The organism is Cupriavidus nantongensis (assembly GCF_001598055.1).
GTDB lineage: Bacteria > Pseudomonadota > Gammaproteobacteria > Burkholderiales > Burkholderiaceae > Cupriavidus > Cupriavidus nantongensis.
This window is the reverse complement of the sequence record NZ_CP014845.1, coordinates 523802-542139: the sequence shown is the minus strand read 5'-3', so window position 1 is coordinate 542139 and position 18338 is coordinate 523802. Positions and strand designations below refer to the sequence as shown.

The window sequence follows — 18338 nt, the reverse complement described above, 5'->3', positions numbered from 1 at the left end:
AAGGAGCCAAGGTGGATTTCCAGTTCAGCGAAGAACAGTCGATGCTGCGCGACACGCTCGCGCGTTACCTGGCCGATCACTACGATTTCGAAGCCCGCCGCGCGGCGGCGCAGTCCGCGGCGGGCTGGCGCCCCGACTGCTGGCGCGCGTTTGCGCGCGACCTGGGCATCCTGGGCGCCGCGTTTCCCGAGCGCCTCGGCGGCCTCGGTGGCCTTGACAGCGGCGCCGTCGAGCATATGGTGGTGATGGAACAGCTGGGCCGCCACCTGGTGCTGGAGCCCTACCTGGGCACCGTGGTGCTGGGCGGCGGCGCGCTGCTGCACGGCAGCCCCGAGCTTGCCGCGCAATGGATCCCGGCCATCATCGGCGGCGAGGCTACCGTGGGTTGGGCCCATGCCGAGCCCGCCAGCCGCTACTGCCGGCACGACGTGCAGGCCAGCGCCACGCGCCAGGGCAACGGCTACCGGCTCAGCGGCCACAAGCACGCCGTGGCCGGCGCGCCGTTCGCCTCGCACCTGCTGGTCAGCGCGCGCAGCAGCGGCGCGCGCCGGGACCGGCGCGGCATCAGCCTGTTCTGGCTCGCGCGCGACACGCCGGGCGTGACGCTGCGCGAATATCCCACCTTCGACGGCCAGCGCGCCGCCGAGGTGCTGCTCGACAACGTGCAGGTGCCGGCCAGCCAGCGCATCGGCGCAGAAGGCGAAGCGCTGCCACTGATCGACCAGCTGTGCGACCACGCCATGATCGCGCTGGCCGCCGAAGCCAATGGCGCGATGGCGCGCATGCTGGCCGACACCATCGACTACGCGCGCCAGCGCAAGCAGTTCGGCGTGCCGATCGGCACCTTCCAGGTGCTGCAGCACCGCATGGCCGATATGTACATGCAGCTGGAGCAATCCGTGGCGCTGACCCAGGTGGCCGCCATGCAGGCCTCCGCCGCGCCGGAGGTGCGCGCGCAGGCTGCGTGCGCCGCGAAGATCCAGGCCGGCCAGGCGGGCGCCTTCGTCGGCCAGGGCGCGGTGCAGATCCACGGCGGCATGGGCGTGACCGAGGAACTGGCCGTGGGCCACTACTTCAAGCGCGTCACGGCGATCGACCTGCAGTTCGGCTCGGCCGAGCACCACCTGCGCCGCTATGCCGACCTGCTCTACCCCGCCCGGGCCGCCGCCTGAAGCCGTCCCGATCCACGACCGATTACCAGCGAGCCCCGTCGATGCATCTCGATTTCTCCCCGCAAGACCAGCAGTTCCGCGAAGAAGTACGTGCCTGGATTGCCCAGGCCTATGACGCCGACCTGCGCGCGATGATGGCGCAGTCCAAGAACGGCTACCTCGACAAGGCCGGCCAGGTGCGCTGGCAGAAGGCGCTGCACGCGCGCGGCTGGGCCGCGCCGAACTGGCCGAAGGAATATGGCGGACCGGGCTGGAGCGCGGCCCAGCGCTTTATCTTCCAGTCCGAGCTGGCCGCGGCGGGCTGCCCGCCGGTGTCGCCGATGGGCCTGAAGATGGTGGCGCCGGTGATCATGAAATACGGCACGGCCGAGCAGAAGCAGCGCTTCCTGCCGCCCATCCTGAGCTCGGACGTGTGGTGGTGCCAGGGGTATTCCGAGCCCAATTCCGGCTCCGACCTGGCGTCGCTGCAGCTGCGCGCCGACCACGGCAGCGACGGCGACGGCGAGCACTACATCCTGAACGGCTCCAAGATCTGGACCACGCATGCGCAATGGGCCGACTGGATGTTCTGCCTGGTGCGCACCAGCCGCGAATCGAAACGCCAGGAAGGGATTTCTTTCCTGCTGCTCGACATGCATACGCCCGGCATCACGGTGTCGCCACTGCCGACGCTGGATGGCCCGATGCCCGGCCAGCAGGAGGTGAACCAGGTCTTCTTCGAAAACGTACGGGTGCCGGTGGCCAACCGCATCGGCGAGGAAGGCAAGGGCTGGACCTACGCCAAGTACCTGCTGGAATTCGAGCGCGGCGGCACGTATAGCCCGATGCTGCGCAAGCAGCTGTCCAAGATCGCGGAGATTGCGGCGGAGCAGCCGGGCGATGACGGCGGGCGGCTGCTGGATGATCCGGTGTTCCGGCGCAAGCTGGCGGCGCTGCACCTGCGTGCGGCGGCGTTGGAAGCGGTGGAGTTGCGGGTGTTCTCCGGGGTGGAATCGGGCACCTCGATCGGTGCCGCGTCGAGCATGCTCAAGCTCACGGGCACCGAGACGCTGCAGGCGGCAAGCGAGCTTGCGGTGGAGGCGGCGGGGCCTGCGGCGCTGCCGTTCTTGCAGGATACCTGGGCGGAACTGCAGGGACGCGACGCGCCGACGCGGGTCGGGCCGTATTATGCGGCGGTGCTGGCGCCGCGTTATTTCAACTATCGCAAGGCGTCGATTTATGGGGGGTCTAATGAGATCCAGAGGAACATTATTGCGAAGCTTGTTTTGGGGCTTTGAGGGTCGGAAATGCCAGCCGGTGCTTTGGGGGTGGGCGCTGTTGGTGACATGCTGTCGGCCTTTGAAACGCCTGGTTCCGCCCTGCTGGGCGGGTCACTTTCTGTCCGAGCGACAGAAAGTAACCAAAGAACGCGTCGCCTAAGCGGCTGGCTAAGGCGGCGTTGGTGGTTCCAGCGGCGATGACTTGCGGTCGTGCTGGTGGTGGTTCGACCCTGCTGACGCTACCGGGAGGTGCCTGGCGTTCGGGGTCGGATGGACGAACCCGACTTTAGGTCGGTGGCAGCCTGCTAAGCACGTTATTGGTGGGACGCCTTCGGCTGCGCTGCGCGCGCTCACTATCGCAGGTCTGCTGCTCTGGCACCGAGTGCGTCGCTGCGCTCGCACGCGTTGTCGCTGGCGATCCCTCCGGCTTTTATTGCCCGCTTGTTTGCTCCCCGCGTGCGGGAGAGGGGCGGGGGTGAGGGGCGGGAGCCTCAACGAAGTCGGGCCCATGCACGGCGGTGACCCAGGCAATCTGGCGATATCAAATCAAAGCCTTTGCTGCGCTACGCGCAAACGTCCAAAGACCGTCAACTCATATTGAGCCTGCGCAGCAGCCGCAGGCGTTAGCGGGCTTGGCCAAAAAGTGCCTCACCGGCTACACCGGCAATCAGCCGCGCCTGCAAGCCACGATAGACACCGGCAATTTCCCCAAGCCTCCCTAAGGGTTCCCCCTTAATTGACGCTCCTCCCCCTCACCCCATATATTTTTATGAACATATAGTTCATTTTTGAACACAGTCAACACTCAGCTGGAAAACATGCCCCTCAAAATCGGAATCAACGGCGCCGGCATCGGCGGCCTCGCCGCGGCCATCGCGCTGCGCAAGCTCGGCATGGAAGCCGTGGTCTACGAGCAGGCGCCCCGCTTTGCCCGCGTCGGCGCCGACATCAACCTGACCCCGAACGCCGTGCGCGCGCTGGATGGGCTGGGTGTCGGCGAGGCCCTGCGTGAAACTGCAGCCCGCCCCAGCCACCGTATCAGCCGCGTATGGGACACCGGCGCCGAAACCTCGCGCCTGCCGATGCAGGAAGAGGCCGAGCACCGCTACGGCGCGCCGCAGCTGACCATGCATCGCGCCGACCTGATGACGGCACTGGAAGCTGCGGTGCCTGCCACATGCGTGCGGCTCGGCCACAAGGCCGTGGCGATCGAGACCCGCGCCGATGGCGCGACGCTGCGCTTTGCCAACGGCGCACAGGAAGATGTCGACGTGCTGGTCGGTGCCGACGGCATCCACTCCACCGTGCGCACCGCGCTGTTCGGCCAGGAAAGCCCGATCTTCACCGGCGTGGTTGCGTATCGGGCGGTGGTGCCGGCTGGGCGCCTGGCCGGCGTGCCCAACCTGGGCGCCTTCACCAAATGGTGGGGCCCGGACGCGGCCACGCAGATCGTGACCTTTCCGCTCAACCGCGGTCGCGACATCTTTGTCTTCGCCACCGTCGCGCAGGACGCCTGGCGCCATGAATCGTGGACCACGCCGGGCCGCGTGGAAGACCTGCGCAGCGCCTATGCCGGCTTCCACCCCGAGGCCCGTGCGCTGCTCGACGCTTGCGACGACGTGCTGATCTCCGCGCTGTACGTACGCGATCCGCTGCCGGCCTGGTCGGCGGGCCCGGTCACGCTGCTGGGCGACGCCTGCCATCCGATGATGCCGTTCATGGCGCAGGGCGCGGGCATGGCGATCGAGGACGGCGTGGTGCTGGCGCGTTGCCTGGCCGATGCCGCAACTGACGGTGCGGCCGGCGTGCCGGCCGCGCTGGCGCGCTACCAGGCCGCGCGCCACGCGCGCACCAGCCGCATCCAGGTCGGCTCGCGCAGCAATGCCTGGCTGAAGGAAGGCGGCAATGCCGACTGGGTGTACGATTACGACGCCTGGAACGTCGCCCTCGGCTGAAGCCGCCGGCCCTGCGTTCCACGCCAGCACGGCCGCCTGCGCGGCCGTTTTCCGTGGATAGTCCAAGCCAACATGCCCAAGTCCCGCCTGCCGACCGAACCTGACCTCGACGACGGCGCCGCACCGGAAGATGCCCGCGAGGCCCAGCTGGTGTCCCCCGTCATCCGCGGCCTGCGCCTGCTGCGCTTTATCGCCGAAGGCGGCGCCACCGCCAACCTGAGCGAGGTCGGCCGCCGCATCGACGTGAACCGGGTCACGGTGATGCGCCTGCTCGATACGCTCGAGCATGAAGGCATGATCGAGCGGCTGCCCCAGGGCGGCCACCAGGTCGGCTTCAATTTCCTGAAGCTGGCCTCGCGCGTACTGGCCTCCAATGACCTGACCAGCTTCGCCGGGCGCGTGCTGGCCCGGCTCAGTGCCTCGCTGCAGCTGTCGGCCTATCTGGCGGTGCGCGATGGCGGCGATGCGCTCTACCTGCTGCGGCAGATGCCGGCGGCGGCGCTGGTCAGCAATATCCAGGTGGGCAGCCGCGTTGCCGCGCACCTGACCACGCCGGGCCGGATGCTGATTGCCGAGCTGCCGCCCGAGACGCTGCGCGAATTGCTGGGGCCCGATCCGCTGCCGGCGGCCACCGGGCAGAGCCCGGCCACCCATGCGCGCCTGGCCGAGATCCTGGCCGCCGACCGCGAGCGCGGCTGCGCCTGGAGTTTTTCCGCCTACGAACCCGGCATCGACGCCTGCGCGGCACCGGTGCGCGGCGCCGACGGCGCGGTGATCGCCGCGATCAGCGTGGCCGGGCCGCAGCAGCGCTTCGAGGCCGACGGCACGCTGCGCGAGCGCGTGCAGAAGGAAGTCCGGCAGGCGGCGCGCGACCTGTCCGCGCTGATGGGCTATAAGGGCGACGCTGTGCTGCGGTGACGCCGTACGGGCGGCCCCGGTTCAGGCGAACGGCCTGGGCACCTCGGGACGGTAGTCGAGCAGCCGCGACAGCTCGGCCGCGGCGCGCCGCACCTGTTCCACCATGTTGTCGAGCTGGTCCGGATCGATGCGCGCGGCCGGGATGGTGGCGCCCAGCGCCGCCGTCACCTTGCCGCTGCGGTCGCGCACCGGCGCCGCGATGGTGGAGATGCTGGCTTCGAAGAAGCCTTCATGCAGCACATAGCCACGCTGGCGGTCGCGCTGGACCATTTCGTACAGCTCTTCGACCGTGCGCGGCGTGCTTTCGGAATAGACTTCCAGCCGCTCTTCCGGATAAAGCGCGCGCAATTCGGCCAGCGACAGGTCTTCCAGCAGCACGCGCCCCAGCACCGTGGCATGCGCCGGCAGCCGGGTGCCGACATTGACGGTGCTGGCAAACGGGCGCGACGCCACCGACTTGGCCACATAGACAATGGAGCGCCCGTCGCGCACCACCAGGTTGCACGGGTAGTGAATCTCGTCGCGCAGCCGGTCCAGCAGCGGGCGCCCCAGCTCGGTCAGCTCCAGCGAGGCCAGGTAGTCGAAGCCGAGGCGCAGCACCGCCATGCCCAGCCGGAACTCGCGCCCGCCGTCGGTGCGCTCGACGAAGCCCATCATTTCCAGCGTCGCCAGCAGCCGGAACACGGTCGAGCGCGGCACCTTGAGCCGGCGCGCCAGCTCGGCGGCCGACAGCGTGCGCTCGCGGCTGCTGAATTCGCCCAGCAGGCGCAGCCCGCGCTCCAGCCCCGGCACGATGTACTTGTCCTGCGCGCTTTCCGGAGTACCCTCCGGCGCACCCTCCTGGCCGCCTTCCTGCGTGTCTTGCTGCGGCGAATCGGTCGTCATGTTCTGTCTCTGCAATAGTCGGTCTTGGCGCAACGCTCTCATATATCACGCCCGCACCCGATAGGGTACCCGTATTGCGGACAGTCTCCGCCGGCAAGGCCGCCGACGCCGCTATGCGCCCGGACGGAGGTAGTCGCGCAGCCACGCGGCGCACTGCTCGCCGTGCGCCGCGGGCCAGCGCACCACGATGGTCTCGTCGGGACGGCGCAGCTCGACGCAGATCTCGGCAAGCGGCACATGCGCGGCGTCGCCGCGGCCGAACAGCCGCGCCAACAGTCCGGACGAAGCCGGCGCAACGGGCCGCGCCGGTAGCACCGGATGGCCGTTGCTTGCCGAGGGCGGCGCGACGGCGGCAGGCTGCGTCGCCGCCGCTTGCTGCGCCGGCCCGGGCGCTGGCTGCCCGTCCTGCGGCGACAGCCGCGCCAGCAGGTTGGCGCCGAACTCGTCCCACATGCGATCGGCCTTGGTTTTCATCACGCTCAGGCCGAAGGTCCCCAGCCGCCCCAGCACATCGACCTGCACCTTGATGCGCAGCTGCGTGCCGCCATGTTCCAGCGGCGTCAGGAACAGCTCGCTCGACTGCCGCAGCGAGCTGGCCACCGAAGCGTCCTCGCCGGTGCCCTCGGTGCGCAGGTAATGCGGCGCGCGGGTCTCGACGATCTTGGTATGCAGCCGGAAGCGCGCGTTGATAAAGGCGATCTTTACCGCCATGTGCGCGACGTACTCCACATCGCTGAGCACTTCGATCGATTCCATGCCGGGCACGCACGCGCCCATCACGTTGGGGTCGAGCAGCAGTTCCCACACGCGCGCCGGCGGCGCCGCGGTGACCAGGGTCTTTTCAATTTCCACGCATTGCCTCCGCGGCGGACAGGACCGATTCGACGATGCCGACATAGCCGGTGCAACGGCACAGGTTGCCGTTGAGGCCATGGCGGACTTCGTCTTCGGTCGGATTGGGATTGTTGGCGAGCAGCGCGCACGCCGCCATCAGGAAGCCCGGCGTGCAATAGCCGCACTGCAGGCCGCCGTGCTCCATGAAGCTTTGCTGCAGCGGATGCAGCTGGCCCTCGGCGGCCAGGCCTTCGACTGTCATCACATGACGGCCGCGTACCTGCACCGCGAGCATCAGGCAGGACTTGACCACCTCGCCGTCGACCAGTACCGAGCACGCGCCGCAGATGCCGGTCTCGCAGCCGCGCTTGGTGCCGGTCAGGTTCAGGTCGTCGCGCAGCAGGTCGGCAAGCAGGCGCCGCGCCGGCACCTGCACCTGGTGTTCTTCACCGTTGACGGTGACTTCGATGCTGATTGGGTTCATGGATTGGCTCCTTACTCCGATGCCACGCCGAACAATGCGGCAATGGTGCGGCGCGCGACCACGCGCACCATCTCGCGGCGGTAGGCGTCCGACCCGCGCGCGTCGGACACGGCGTTGATGTCCTCGGCGACGATGGCCGCGGCTTGCGCGGCCAGATCCGCCGTCACTGCCCGGCCCGCCAGCAGCGCCTCGGCGCGCCGCAGCCGGCATGGCACCGGCGTCGACGCGCCCACCGCCAGGCGGGCCTCGATACAGAACGCGCCCTCGCGCCGCACCGCGAGCGCCACGCTGGCCAGCGGCCGGTGCTCGGCGGCCGTGCGCAGGAAGCGCGCATAGTGGCCGTCGGCGCCGGCACCCGGGGGCGGCACGCGAATCTGCGTGACGATTTCATCCGGCGCCAGCGCCGTGACGTAGTAGTCGACCAGGAAGTCCTCGAGGTCGATCACGCGCTCGCCGCCGCGGCCGCTGACCACGACCTGCGCGCCCAGCGCCATCAGGCAGCCGGGCGGATCGGTGGCCGGATCGGCATAGCAAAGGTTGCCGCCAAGGGTGCCCTGGTTGCGCACCTGCGGATTGGCGACGCGCGCGGCCATGCTCGCCAGCATCGGATAGTGCGCCTGCACCAGCGGCGAGCGCGCAAGCTCGGCATGCAGGGTCAGCGCGCCGATGCGCAGGCCCTCGCGCGCATCGAAGCTGATGCCGCGCAGCGCATCGAGCCGGTCCAGCGAAACCAGGTGGCTGGGCGCCAGCATGCGCTGGCGCATGCCCAGCATCAGCGCGGTGCCGCCGGCAAAGAGGCGGCAGCTGTCGCCCAGGTCGGCCAGCATGTGGCTGGCCTCGGCCACGGTGGCCGGCTCCAGGAAAGCAAAGTCACGCACGGGCGGCCTCCTTCTCGTTCAGCGCGCGCAGGCCCGCCAGCACCTTCTCGGGCGTGATCGGCAGCGACTGGATGCGCACGCCGACCGCGTCGAACACGGCATTGGCGATCGCGGCGGCGCCGGGCAGGATCGCGGTCTCGCTGGCGCCCTTGGCGCCGTAGGGGCCGTTGGGGTCGTTCGATTCCACCACGTCGGTGCGCAGCATCGGCACCGCGTCGGCGGTGGGCATGGTGTAGTCGGCGAAGTTGCCGTTCATCAGGCGGCCGTCCTCGTATTGCAGGTGCTCGTACAGGGTCCAGCCGATCGCCTGCACGGTGGCGCCGTGGGTCTGGCCATGCACGGCGAGCGGGTTGATCGCCTTGCCGCAATCGTCGGCGACAAAGCTGTCGATCACGGTGACCTGGCCGGTGCAGGTATCGACTTCCACTTCCACCGCCTGCGCCGCAAACGAATGCGCCGGGGCGACGTTGCCGTAGTAGTCGGCGTCGTGCATCACCGTGGGCGCGTCGTAGCTGGCGCGCACGTGAATGCCCTCGCCGCCGTGGCGGAAGATATGCAGGCGCGCGATCTCGGCCAGCGTGGCGGATTTGCCGGGCTGGTCCGGCACCGCGATGCGGCCATCGGCGATCACCAGTTGCCGCGCCTCCACGCCGAACTTTTCCGCCGCCAGCGCCAGCAGCTTGTGCCGCGCCTCGCGCGCCGCGCGCAGCACCGCGTTGCCGGAGATGATGGTCACGCGCGATGCCAGCGAACCCAGGCAGAACGGCGCGGTATCGGTATCCGGCGCCATCACGGTGACGTGCGCCAGCGGAATGCCCAGCTCCTGCGCGCAGATCTGGCTGAGCATGGTGTTGGCGCCCTGCCCCATGTCGCACTCGCTGGTCTGCAGCATCACGCGACCGTCCTCGTTCATCTTGAGCAGGATGGTCGAGCCGTCCCAGTTGCCCAGCGTGCGGTTGCCGCTGACATGCATCGCCGCGGCAATGCCGACGCCGCGCCGGCGCGTGCCGGTGCCGCGCGGCGCCGCGCGCTTGTCGTCCCAGCCGATGGCGCGGCGCGTCATGTCGAGGCATTCGGCCATGCCGGTGCTGCTGATCTTCCAGCCATGCACGCTGGTCTCGCCGGCGCCGATGGCATTGCGCCTGTGCACTTCGATCGGGTCGATGCCGAGCATGCCGGCCAGCACCGTCAGGTGGCAGTTCAGCGGAAACTGCATCTGCTGCCCACCGAAGCCGCGGAAGGCGCCGCGCGGCGGGTTGTTGGTATAGGCCATCACCGCGTGCGAGCGCACGTTTTGCACGCGGTGCATGTTGTCGCTGCGCATGGCGGTGACGTGCATCACATCGCCGGCCAGCCCGGAATACGCGCCGCACTCGGCCGTGATGCGCACGTCCTTGGCCAGGATCACGCCGTCGGCGGCAAGGCCCAGGCGCAGCCAGACCTGCATCGGCACGCTGGCGCGCGCGCCCTGGAAGTCTTCCAGCCGGTTGTTGACCAGCCGCACCGGGCGCTCCAGCCGGCTCGCCAGGAAGGCGCAGATCAGGCTGTTGTTCTCCTCGACGATCTTGGCGCCGAAGCCGCCGCCGGTGGTGGCCTGCACCACGCGGATGGTCGAGACCGGCCGGTCCAGCGCCTCGGCCAGCCGCGCGCGCGCCAGGAACACCGACTGCGTCGACGCCCACACCGTAAGCCGCCCGTTGCCGTCCTGCGCCGCGACCGAGGCCATCGGCTCGAGGTAGCCGGGATACTGCGAATGCATCTCGTAGGTGGCTTCATACACCGCGGCGCAGGCCGCGAACGCGGCCTCGACATCGCCGCGCTCGATGCGCATCTCATGGCCGATATTGCGCGTGCCGGCGTGGATCTCCGGCGCGCCTTCGGCCAGCGCCGCGGCCGGCGTCAGCAGCGCGGGCAGCGGCTCGTACTCGACCCGGATCAGGTCGAGCGCATCGCGCGCGATCTCCTCGCTGAGCGCCACCACCGCGGCAACTTCCTCGCCGACGTGCCGCACCACGCCGCAGGCCAGGATGCGCTGCTCCTTGCGGTGCGGGCCCCAGTGGCGGGCGGGCACGTCGTACCCCGTTACCACCAGCTTCACGCCGGGCAGCGCTTTGGCGGCGGCGGTGTCGATGCGCACGATGCGCGCGTGCGGGTGCGGGCTGCGCAGCACCTTGGCGTGCAGCATGCCGGGCAGCTTGATGTCGCCGGCATACTGCGCGCGGCCCATGACCTTTTCCCGCGCGGTCACCTGCGGCGTGGAGGTTCCCACGATGGCCCTGCTCATGCCGGCCCTCCTGTCTGTCGTTGTCGATGGCGTTGTCGTTGCCATTGCCGATGGCGTGGTGCCGGACGGCGATGCGCCGGCGCGGCTCATTCCGCGGTGATCGCCAGTTCGCGGATCACCTTGCCCAGGCGCTCGTAGTCGGCCGCGTTGACCTTCTCCAGCGCGGCCGGCGCGCCGCCGACGGGGATGGCGCCGAAGGTGGCCATCTTGTCGGCCACGTCGGGCAGGCGCAGCACCTCGTTGAGCTGCTGGTTCAGTGTCCTGACTACGTCAGGCGGCGTGCCCTTGGGCGCCATCACGCCGTGCCACGCGCCCACCACCACGTCCTTGTAGCCCAGCTCGGCCAGCGTCGGCACGTTGGGCAGCAGCGGCGAGCGCCGCGCATCGGTGATCGCCAGCGGTATCAGCCGGCCCGTATTGATGTACTGCGCCACCGGTCCCAGCGTGACGTAGGCAAACGGCACGTGCCCCGCCACCACGTCGTTGACCGCGGGCGCCACGCCCTTGTAGGGCACGTGCTGGATCTTCACGCCGGCGGCGCGGTTCAGCATCTCGCCGGCGATATGCATCGGCGACCCCGCGCCCGGGCTGCCATAGGTCAGCGCCTTGCCGGCCCTGGCCGCGGCCACCATCTCGCCCACGGTCTTCACGCCCGCCTGCGGGTTGGCCACCAGCAGCACCGCCTGCACCGCGGTCTGGATCACCGGCGTAAAGCCGTGCAGCGGGTCATAGCTGGCAGACGGCGCCAGCTTCAGCACCGTCGGCGCCAGCGTGAAAGGGTTCGGCGTGTACAGCAACGTGTAGCCATCCGCCGGCGCGCGGCTGACGAATGCAGCGCCCACCACGCCGCCGGCGCCGGGACGGTTCTCGACGATGACCGGCTGCTTCAGGCGCGCCGACAGCTTGTCGGCGTAGAGCCGCGCCATGGCATCGGTATCGCCGCCTGGCGGGTAGGCCACCACCATGGTCACGGTCTTGGCCGGATAGGTGGCGGCGGCCAGCGCGGTGCCCGCGCTCAGCGCAAGCGCGGCCATGGCAGCGGTGGCAAGGCCGGCGGCAGCGGCAGCGGCGCGTCGGGAACGTTGTTGTCTCATCTACAGCTCCTGTGGGGGCGCATTCGCGACGCTGGAGTCAGCGGTTGTGCACATCGCGAACACAGGGGTGGCTTGGGAACAACTCTCTTTGGTTGTTTTATTGGTGAAACACGTGTTCAGAAAAGGAACACGATCATCGTAGGCGCCGTAAATTGACAACTCAACTTACGTTAATCACCGATTGACGAATCTGTTTTTTTGCAAATTTATTTTCGATCGCAAGCTCGACAGACGGTGGCGGCAATGGCAAGCGCCTGTGAGACAATCTGCACCGCCCACCGGCCACGCATCCTGGCCGGCAGACCAGACCAAGAGGAACGCATGTCCCGTGATGCCGCGCCCGCCCATGGCAAGCCCGCGCCCGCCCCTGCCGCCAATGCCAACGCCAGCCCGTGGACCGACCTCGACGAGGCCGGCAGCGGCCTGACCGTCGACAACTTCCTGACCACGATGCTGAGCCAGCTCGTGACCGCGCTGCGCAGCACGGTCACCAAGCCCTATGCGGAGCAGTTCGGCCTGACCGTGCCGGAATGGCGCATCCTGGCGCTGCTGGCCCATGCGCGCGCGTTGCCGTTTGCCGAACTGGTGACCCAGTCCACCTCGGACAAGGCGCTGGTCAGCCGCACCCTGCGGCTGCTGGAAGACCGCGGGCTGGTGCAACTGACCTCAGCCGGCAATACCCCGCGCAAGAAGCTGCTGTGCGCCATCACCGAAGCCGGCATCGCGCTGCACGACCAGGTCATGCCGCTGGCGCGGCGCGGCCAGGCCGAGGTGATCCGGCAACTGTCGCCGCAGGAGCGCGAGGCTGTGTACCTGGGGTTGCGCAAGTTGCTGCGGATGCAGCCCTGAGCCAAGGCAACAGGCGGCGGCCTCAGTGCCGTCCGGCCGCCTGCTGGCGCTGGTAGGCAGCCAGCGCCAGCCGCATGGCATCGCGCACCGCCGCCACCGAGCGGTTATCGTCGTCGCCCTTGCGCGTGACCAGCGCCAGCGTCAGCACTGGCGCCGCGCGGCCCAGCCGTACCAGGCGCACCGGATAGTTCTGCACCAGCGCCGGGTCGGGCCCTTGCAGGATCGACACCCCCAGCCCGCCGCTGACCATTGCCACGATCGCCGGCGCGCTGTCGAATTCCAGCGTGCCGCGGATTTCGGCCACGTGCGCATGCACATACTGAGCCGCCATCGCACCCGATACCGTATTGCGGTCATAGCGGATCCAGTCGTACTGCCGGAACAGCGAGCCCACGTTGGACTCGGTCGCAGCGGGCGGTGCGATCATCACCAGTTCGCGGCGCAGCATGGGCGTCCAGCGCAGCCGGGCCGAGCCGCCCGAAGCCGGCTGGGCCACCAGCGCGGCGTCGATCTCCCCGGCCTTGACCGATGCCGTGAGCGAGCTGCTGCGCCCGCGCACCAGCCGCAGGTCCAGCCGGGGATGGCGTTCACGCACATAGCGCACGATCCCCGGCAGCACGATCGGCTGCAGCGATTCGATCACGCCCAGCCGCACCACCCCTTCCACCACAAGTCCGCCGCCAGCGCGCAGCGACTCCAGGTTCTGCAAGGCCTGGCGCATGGTGTCGGCCACCTCGTGGGCCAGCTGGTTGGGCCGCGCCTGCAGCCCGGACCGGTCGAACAGCGGCTTGCCCAGGTACTGCTCCAGCTGCTTCATCTGCATGCTGACAGCGCTCGGCGTGACATTGCCCTGGCGTGCCGCGCCCGCGAAAGTGCCGGTCTGCAGCACCGCTTCGAGCGTATGGAAAGTCTCTAGCTTCATCAAAAACTCTTACGAAGAAACTCAAATATGTTCGCTTTTCTAATGATAGGCGACATCGATAGACTGGCTTCCGACATCATGCACATTCACGGAGGAGACGCCAGACATGTCAGCCATCGCCGCATCCCAACGCCCCCTGCCCTGGACCGCCCGCCAGGCCCGCGAAGACCGCAGCTGGGTCTTGCGCATGACCGAGGCCGAGATCCAGGGCATGCGCGACGCCCTCAACCATGCGCGCACGCTGGACAAGCCGCTGCTGGAGATGGAACAGGCCGACTTCCCGCTCAACGAGGCCGCGCGCGGCGTGCTCAGCCGCGCCATCGGCATCACGCAGGGCGGCTGGGGCATGTGCCTGGTCAAGGGCTTTCCCGTCGACGAGTGGACCGAGGATGAATCGCGCCTGGCCTATTGGGGCATGAGCCTCTACATGGGCGTGGCGCGCACGCAGAACCGCGCCAGCGAAGTCATGAACGATGTGCGCAACGAAGGCGGCGAATACAAAGTCAAGGGCGGGCGCGGCTACAACACCAACGCCGGGCTCGATTTCCATCAGGACTCGTGCGATGTGGTGGGGCTGCTGTGCCGGCGCACCGCCAGGGCGGGCGGCACCAGCAAGGTGATCAGCTCGATCGCGCTGTATGAGGCCGTGCAGCAGCGCCGGCCCGACCTGATCCCGGTGCTCCGGGGCACCTTCTTCCACAGCTACCAGGGCACGCAGGACGCATCGCAGCCGCCCTACTACCGCTGCCCCATCTTCGGCAGCCACCCGGAATACTTCTCGGCGCGCACCAACCGCAAGAACACCGACGCCGCGCAGCGCGACTTTGCCGAAGTGCCGCGCCTGACGCCGGCACAGGTCGAGGCGCTGGACCTGCTCGACGCGCTGATGCCGAGCGACAAGCTGTGCTTCACCATGGAGCTGGAACAGGGCGACATGCAGCTGCTGAACAACTACGTCACGCTGCATTCGCGCACGCCATTCGAAGACCATGACGACCCGGACCGCAAGCGCCACCTGTTCCGCCTGTGGCTGGCCGTGCCGGGCTCGCAGCCGCTGCCCGACGACTGGAAGGAGTACTACGGCGACGTGCGCGCCGGAGCGGTGCGCGGCGGCGTGCGCGGCAGCGCCATCACGCCGGCCTTCCTCGACTACGAAAAGCGCCAGGCCGGCGCGCTCGGCATGCCGTTCGAACCGTGGCGTCCGCAGGTGCGCCAGGAAGACATGGCGCGCATCCTGGCGGCGAGCTGCTGCGAGGCGACTACCGCATGAGCGCGCCCGGCCTTCCCATGGCCGCGCTGAAGGAACGCCTGCGCCGGCGCGAGCCGGTGCTGGCTCCGGGCGTCTACGACGCGCTCAGCGCCCTGCTGGCCGAGCAGGCCGGCTTCGAGGCCCTGTACCTGTCGGGCGGCGCGGTGGCCTACACCTTGCTGGGCCGTTCCGACGTGGGCCTGACCACCGCCACCGAAACCGCCGAGGTACTGGCGCGCATCACCGACCGGGTCGCGCTGCCCGTGATCGTGGACGGCGACACCGGCTACGGCAATGCGCTCAACACGCAACGCACGGTGCGCTCCTTCGAGCGCGCCGGTGCCGCGATGATCCAGCTGGAGGACCAGGGCTTTCCCAAGCGCTGCGGCCACCTGGCCGGCAAGACGCTGGTGCCTGTGCACGAAATGTGCGGCAAGCTGCGGGCCGCGCTGGATGCGCGCCACGATGACGGCACGCTGATCCTGGCGCGCACCGACGCGGTCGCGGTCGAAGGGCTGGACGCCGCCATCGAGCGTGCCGAGGCTTACCTGGCATGCGGTGTCGATGCGCTGTTTATCGAAGCCGTGGTGTCGGCGGCCGACATGGACCGCGTCTGCGATCGCTTCGCGGCGCGCGTGCCGCTGCTGGCGAACATGGTCGAAGGCGGCCGCACGCCGATCCAGAGCGCGGCGGAACTGGGCGCGCGCGGCTACCGCATCGTGATCTATCCGGGCGGCACCGTGCGCTTCGCCTCGCGCCAGCTGCAGCGCTACTTCGCCGGTCTGCGCGCCGACGGCAGCACGCGCGCATTCCAGCAAGAAATGAACAACTTCGATGCCCTGAACCGGCTGATCGGCACGCCCCAATTGCTCGATGCCGGCCGCCGCTACGCGGCAGACGACTAGCGATCCCCCCATCGCCATCGCCATAACGAGAGAAACGGAGACAACCCATGCAACGACGCGACTTCCTCGCGCTGCTGGCCGCCGGCACCTTGCTGCCGGCCGGCGTGCGTGCTGCGCCCCCCGCGGTGACCCGGATACTGGTCGGCGCCACTCCCGGCGGCGGCACCGACCTGGTGGCGCGCGCGCTCGCCGCCGGGCTGGAGCAGCGCCTCAGACAGACCTTCATTGTCGAGAACCGCGGCGGCGCCGCGGGCAATATCGCCGCCACGGCCGTGGCCAAGGCCGAACCGGACGGCAGCACGCTGCTGCTCAGCTATACCAGCCACGCAATCAATCCCGCGCTGTTCGAGAAAAAGCCGTTCGATCCGCTCAAGGACTTCACCCCGGTCTCGCTGATCGCAAGCTCGCCGCTGCTGCTGGTGTCGCGGCCGGACCTGGGAGTGAAGAATGTGCGCGAGCTGATTGCGCTGTCCAAGTCGCGGCCGGGCAAGCTCAGCATCGCCGTGGCCGGCATCGGCAGCGCCAATCACCTGGCCGGCGAAATGCTCAAGCTCGAGGCCGGCATCGACCTTGTCAGCGTGCCCTACAAAGGCGCGGCGCCTGCCGTGGCCGACGTGGTTGCCAGCCAGGTTGACCTGCTGATCGGCAATGTCGCCACGGTGCAGCCGCTGCTGCAGGCCGGCAAGATCCGCGGGCTGGGCGTCAGCAGCCCGAAACGACTGGCCGCGTTTCCCGATATCGCGCCGGTGGCCGAGGTGATTCCCGGCTTCGACTACAGCTCGTGGTACGGCCTGGTCGGCCCGGCCGGCATGCCGGCCGACGTGGTGGCCCGCCTGGAGCAAGCCGCGCGCGCGGCGGTGGCGGAGCCCGCGATGCGCAAGCGGCTGACCGGCGAGGGGCTGGTGCCGGTCGGCAGCGATGCCGGCCAGTTCAGGCATTTTTTGCAGGGCGAGATTGCGCGCTGGGCCAAGGTCGTTGCCGCCACCGGCACGCGCATGGGCTGAAGCCTGATCGACAAAGCGGAACAGGCCGCGCCGGATGCCGGCGCGGCCTGCCTGTATGGAGCGCGGGAACGCGGGAACGCGGGCGCACTGCGGCTCAGACCTCCAGCTCCTCCAGCACCCGCCCCTTGGTCTCGATGCCGAGCCAGTGCACGGTTGCAGCGGCCAGCGCCGGCACCACCGCCAGCGCGAAAAAGGCCACATTGAGCGTGCCGTTGCCGATGGTGCCGGCGATCAGCGTGGGCGCGAAAATCGCGGCCAGCTTCAGCCACGCGCCGCCCAGCCCGCAGCCCATGGCGCGCACGCTGGTCGGGTACAGCTCGGGCGTGTAGACGTAGGCGGTGATAAAGCCGCTGGCCAGGAAGCCCATCGCCAGCGCGCAGAAGGTTGCCACCACATACACCGAGGCATGGTGGAACACGCCCGCCAGCACCAGCGACAGCGCGCACAGCAGGAACGACACGTTGATCACCGGCTTGCGCCCGACCTTGTCGACGATCATGGCGCAGACCAGCGACCCCACCACGCCCAGCACCGAGGCCGCGGCCGCCAGGTTCAGCGCCAGCTGCAGCGGCGCGTGGTAGACGGTCTTGTAGACCGTCGGCAGCCAGGTCGACAGGCCGTACTGGATAAAGCCGCAGGTGGCCCACAGCATCCACACCGCCAGCGTGCGGCCCAGGTAGGCCTTGCCGACCAGGTCGCGCAGGCGCCGGCGCGGATGCTGGGCCATGCGGTCATAGCGGCTGGCATCGGCGGGCGGCGGCAGCGGTGCCCGCGCGCGTGCCTCGAACGCGCGCAGCGCGGCGTCGGCCTCGTCCAGGCGGCCTTTTTCGGCCAGCCAGCGCGGCGATTCGGGAATCACGCGCTTCAGGATGAAGAACAGCACCAGCGGCACGCCGCCGATAAAGTACATCACCTCCCAGCCGTACAGCGGCACCAGCCAGGCGCCGACGCCGTTGGACACCATCAGGCCGATCGGGAACACCACCTCGTACAGCAGCACGAAGCGCCCGCGGCCGTGCGCGCGCGTGACTTCGTTGATATAGGTGGCGGCCACCGGCAGCTCGCCGCCGAGGCCCAGGCCCTGCACGATGCGCAGCAGCAAGAAGATCTCGAACGACGGCGCGAAGCCGCAGGCAATGCTCATCAGGCCGATGATGCCCGCGCTCCAACCGATCGAGCGCAAGCGCCCGAAGCGCTCGGCCAGCCCCGGGAACAGCAGCGCGCCGACCAGCTGGCCGACCGACGGCGCCGCAATCAGCACCCCAATCTGCACCGGCGTCAGCGACCACTGCGCAATCAGCAGCGGCAGCGTGGCGGCAATGGCGATCACGTCGAAGCCATCGAAAAAGGTGGCCAGGCCGATCAGCAGGCGGGCGCGGATATGCATGGCATTGCCGGGCATGCGCTCGATGCGGGCGACGATATTGCCGCGCGTGACGGCACCGCTGCGGGCGGTGGCCGCGGCCGCGCTGTGGCCGGCGCTGTCGGCCGTGGTCACGATACCTGCGGTGGCGGCCACCGGTGCGCCGGGGGACGCTGCGTCTTGTCTCTGGGTTAGCACGGGTATTTTTTGGGTTGGGTCTTGGGGCGTCCCGACTGGCGGGAGCTTTGCTCCCCTCTCCCGCACGCGGGAGAGGGGCCGGGGG

The 18338-nt window shown here is 69.1% G+C and carries 16 protein-coding genes; 8 read left to right on the top strand and 8 right to left on the bottom strand.

The annotated features are described in order from the left end of the window. Window positions 1-11 precede the first annotated feature (11 nt). From A2G96_RS23740 to A2G96_RS23725, 4 genes are all read left to right on the top strand, one after another. A complete protein-coding gene (locus tag A2G96_RS23740; protein WP_062802670.1) occupies window positions 12-1172 on the top strand; it encodes an acyl-CoA dehydrogenase family protein in 1161 nt (386 codons plus the stop codon). Between the two features lie 41 nt (window positions 1173-1213). Then, window positions 1214-2449, top strand: coding sequence for an acyl-CoA dehydrogenase family protein (locus A2G96_RS23735; protein ID WP_062802669.1), 1236 nt, complete (start codon window positions 1214-1216; stop codon window positions 2447-2449). A gap of 800 nt (window positions 2450-3249) precedes the next feature. Beyond that, entirely contained in the window at window positions 3250-4386 is a 1137-nt protein-coding gene (locus A2G96_RS23730) for an FAD-dependent monooxygenase (RefSeq protein ID WP_062802668.1), read from the top strand. Window positions 4387-4458: 72 nt separating this feature from the next. After that, complete coding sequence (locus A2G96_RS23725; RefSeq protein WP_062802667.1) at window positions 4459-5304, top strand: IclR family transcriptional regulator; 846 nt, start codon at window positions 4459-4461, stop codon at window positions 5302-5304. 21 nt (window positions 5305-5325) lie between these two features. Here the strand turns inward: A2G96_RS23725 and A2G96_RS23720 are convergent, their stop codons facing one another. From A2G96_RS23720 to A2G96_RS23695, 6 genes are all read right to left on the bottom strand, one after another. Next, window positions 5326-6189 (bottom strand): IclR family transcriptional regulator, encoded by an 864-nt coding sequence (locus A2G96_RS23720; protein WP_062802666.1) that lies wholly within the window; start codon window positions 6187-6189, stop codon window positions 5326-5328. A 111-nt stretch (window positions 6190-6300) separates the two neighbouring features. Beyond that, window positions 6301-7041, bottom strand: coding sequence for a CoxG family protein (locus tag A2G96_RS23715; RefSeq protein ID WP_062802665.1), 741 nt, complete (start codon window positions 7039-7041; stop codon window positions 6301-6303). Next, the gene (locus tag A2G96_RS23710; RefSeq protein WP_062802664.1) at window positions 7031-7507 is read right to left on the bottom strand and encodes a (2Fe-2S)-binding protein; all 477 of its coding nucleotides are present in this window, start codon (window positions 7505-7507) and stop codon (window positions 7031-7033) included. The genes A2G96_RS23715 and A2G96_RS23710 overlap by 11 nt, the downstream gene beginning before the upstream one ends. 11 nt (window positions 7508-7518) lie before the next feature. Continuing rightward, window positions 7519-8385 carry an FAD binding domain-containing protein gene (locus A2G96_RS23705; protein WP_062802663.1) on the bottom strand — a complete coding sequence of 289 codons (867 nt, stop codon included), beginning with the start codon at window positions 8383-8385 and terminating at the stop codon, window positions 7519-7521. Continuing rightward, the gene (locus A2G96_RS23700; protein ID WP_062802662.1) at window positions 8378-10669 is read right to left on the bottom strand and encodes a xanthine dehydrogenase family protein molybdopterin-binding subunit; all 2292 of its coding nucleotides are present in this window, start codon (window positions 10667-10669) and stop codon (window positions 8378-8380) included. Before A2G96_RS23700 ends, A2G96_RS23705 begins: the two co-directional genes overlap by 8 nt. Before the next feature lie 86 nt (window positions 10670-10755). Further along, window positions 10756-11763: a Bug family tripartite tricarboxylate transporter substrate binding protein gene (locus A2G96_RS23695; RefSeq protein WP_062802661.1), complete on the bottom strand. Its 1008-nt coding sequence runs from the start codon at window positions 11761-11763 to the stop codon at window positions 10756-10758. 321 nt (window positions 11764-12084) lie between these two features. Between A2G96_RS23695 and A2G96_RS23690 the strand changes: the two genes are divergently transcribed. After that, window positions 12085-12612, top strand: a complete 528-nt coding sequence (locus tag A2G96_RS23690) for a MarR family winged helix-turn-helix transcriptional regulator (protein WP_062802660.1) — start codon at window positions 12085-12087, stop codon at window positions 12610-12612. A 22-nt stretch (window positions 12613-12634) separates the two neighbouring features. On the opposite strand, the gene A2G96_RS23685 is transcribed toward A2G96_RS23690, so the two are convergent. After that, complete coding sequence (locus tag A2G96_RS23685) at window positions 12635-13534, bottom strand: LysR family transcriptional regulator (RefSeq protein WP_062802659.1); 900 nt, start codon at window positions 13532-13534, stop codon at window positions 12635-12637. Window positions 13535-13640: 106 nt separating this feature from the next. On the opposite strand from A2G96_RS23685, the gene A2G96_RS23680 reads away from it, so the two are divergent. From A2G96_RS23680 to A2G96_RS23670, 3 genes are read left to right on the top strand one after another with little or no spacing between them, the layout of a single operon-like run. Beyond that, complete coding sequence (locus A2G96_RS23680; RefSeq protein ID WP_062802658.1) at window positions 13641-14804, top strand: TauD/TfdA family dioxygenase; 1164 nt, start codon at window positions 13641-13643, stop codon at window positions 14802-14804. After that, on the top strand, window positions 14801-15688 hold the full coding sequence (locus A2G96_RS23675) for an isocitrate lyase/PEP mutase family protein (protein ID WP_082819081.1): 888 nt from the start codon (window positions 14801-14803) through the stop codon (window positions 15686-15688). Before A2G96_RS23680 ends, A2G96_RS23675 begins: the two co-directional genes overlap by 4 nt. A 47-nt stretch (window positions 15689-15735) precedes the next feature. Then, entirely contained in the window at window positions 15736-16692 is a 957-nt protein-coding gene (locus tag A2G96_RS23670) for a tripartite tricarboxylate transporter substrate binding protein (protein WP_062802657.1), read from the top strand. 94 nt (window positions 16693-16786) lie between these two features. Here the strand turns inward: A2G96_RS23670 and A2G96_RS23665 are convergent, their stop codons facing one another. Beyond that, the gene (locus A2G96_RS23665; RefSeq protein ID WP_062802656.1) at window positions 16787-18211 is read right to left on the bottom strand and encodes an MFS transporter; all 1425 of its coding nucleotides are present in this window, start codon (window positions 18209-18211) and stop codon (window positions 16787-16789) included. Window positions 18212-18338: the final 127 nt, after the last annotated feature.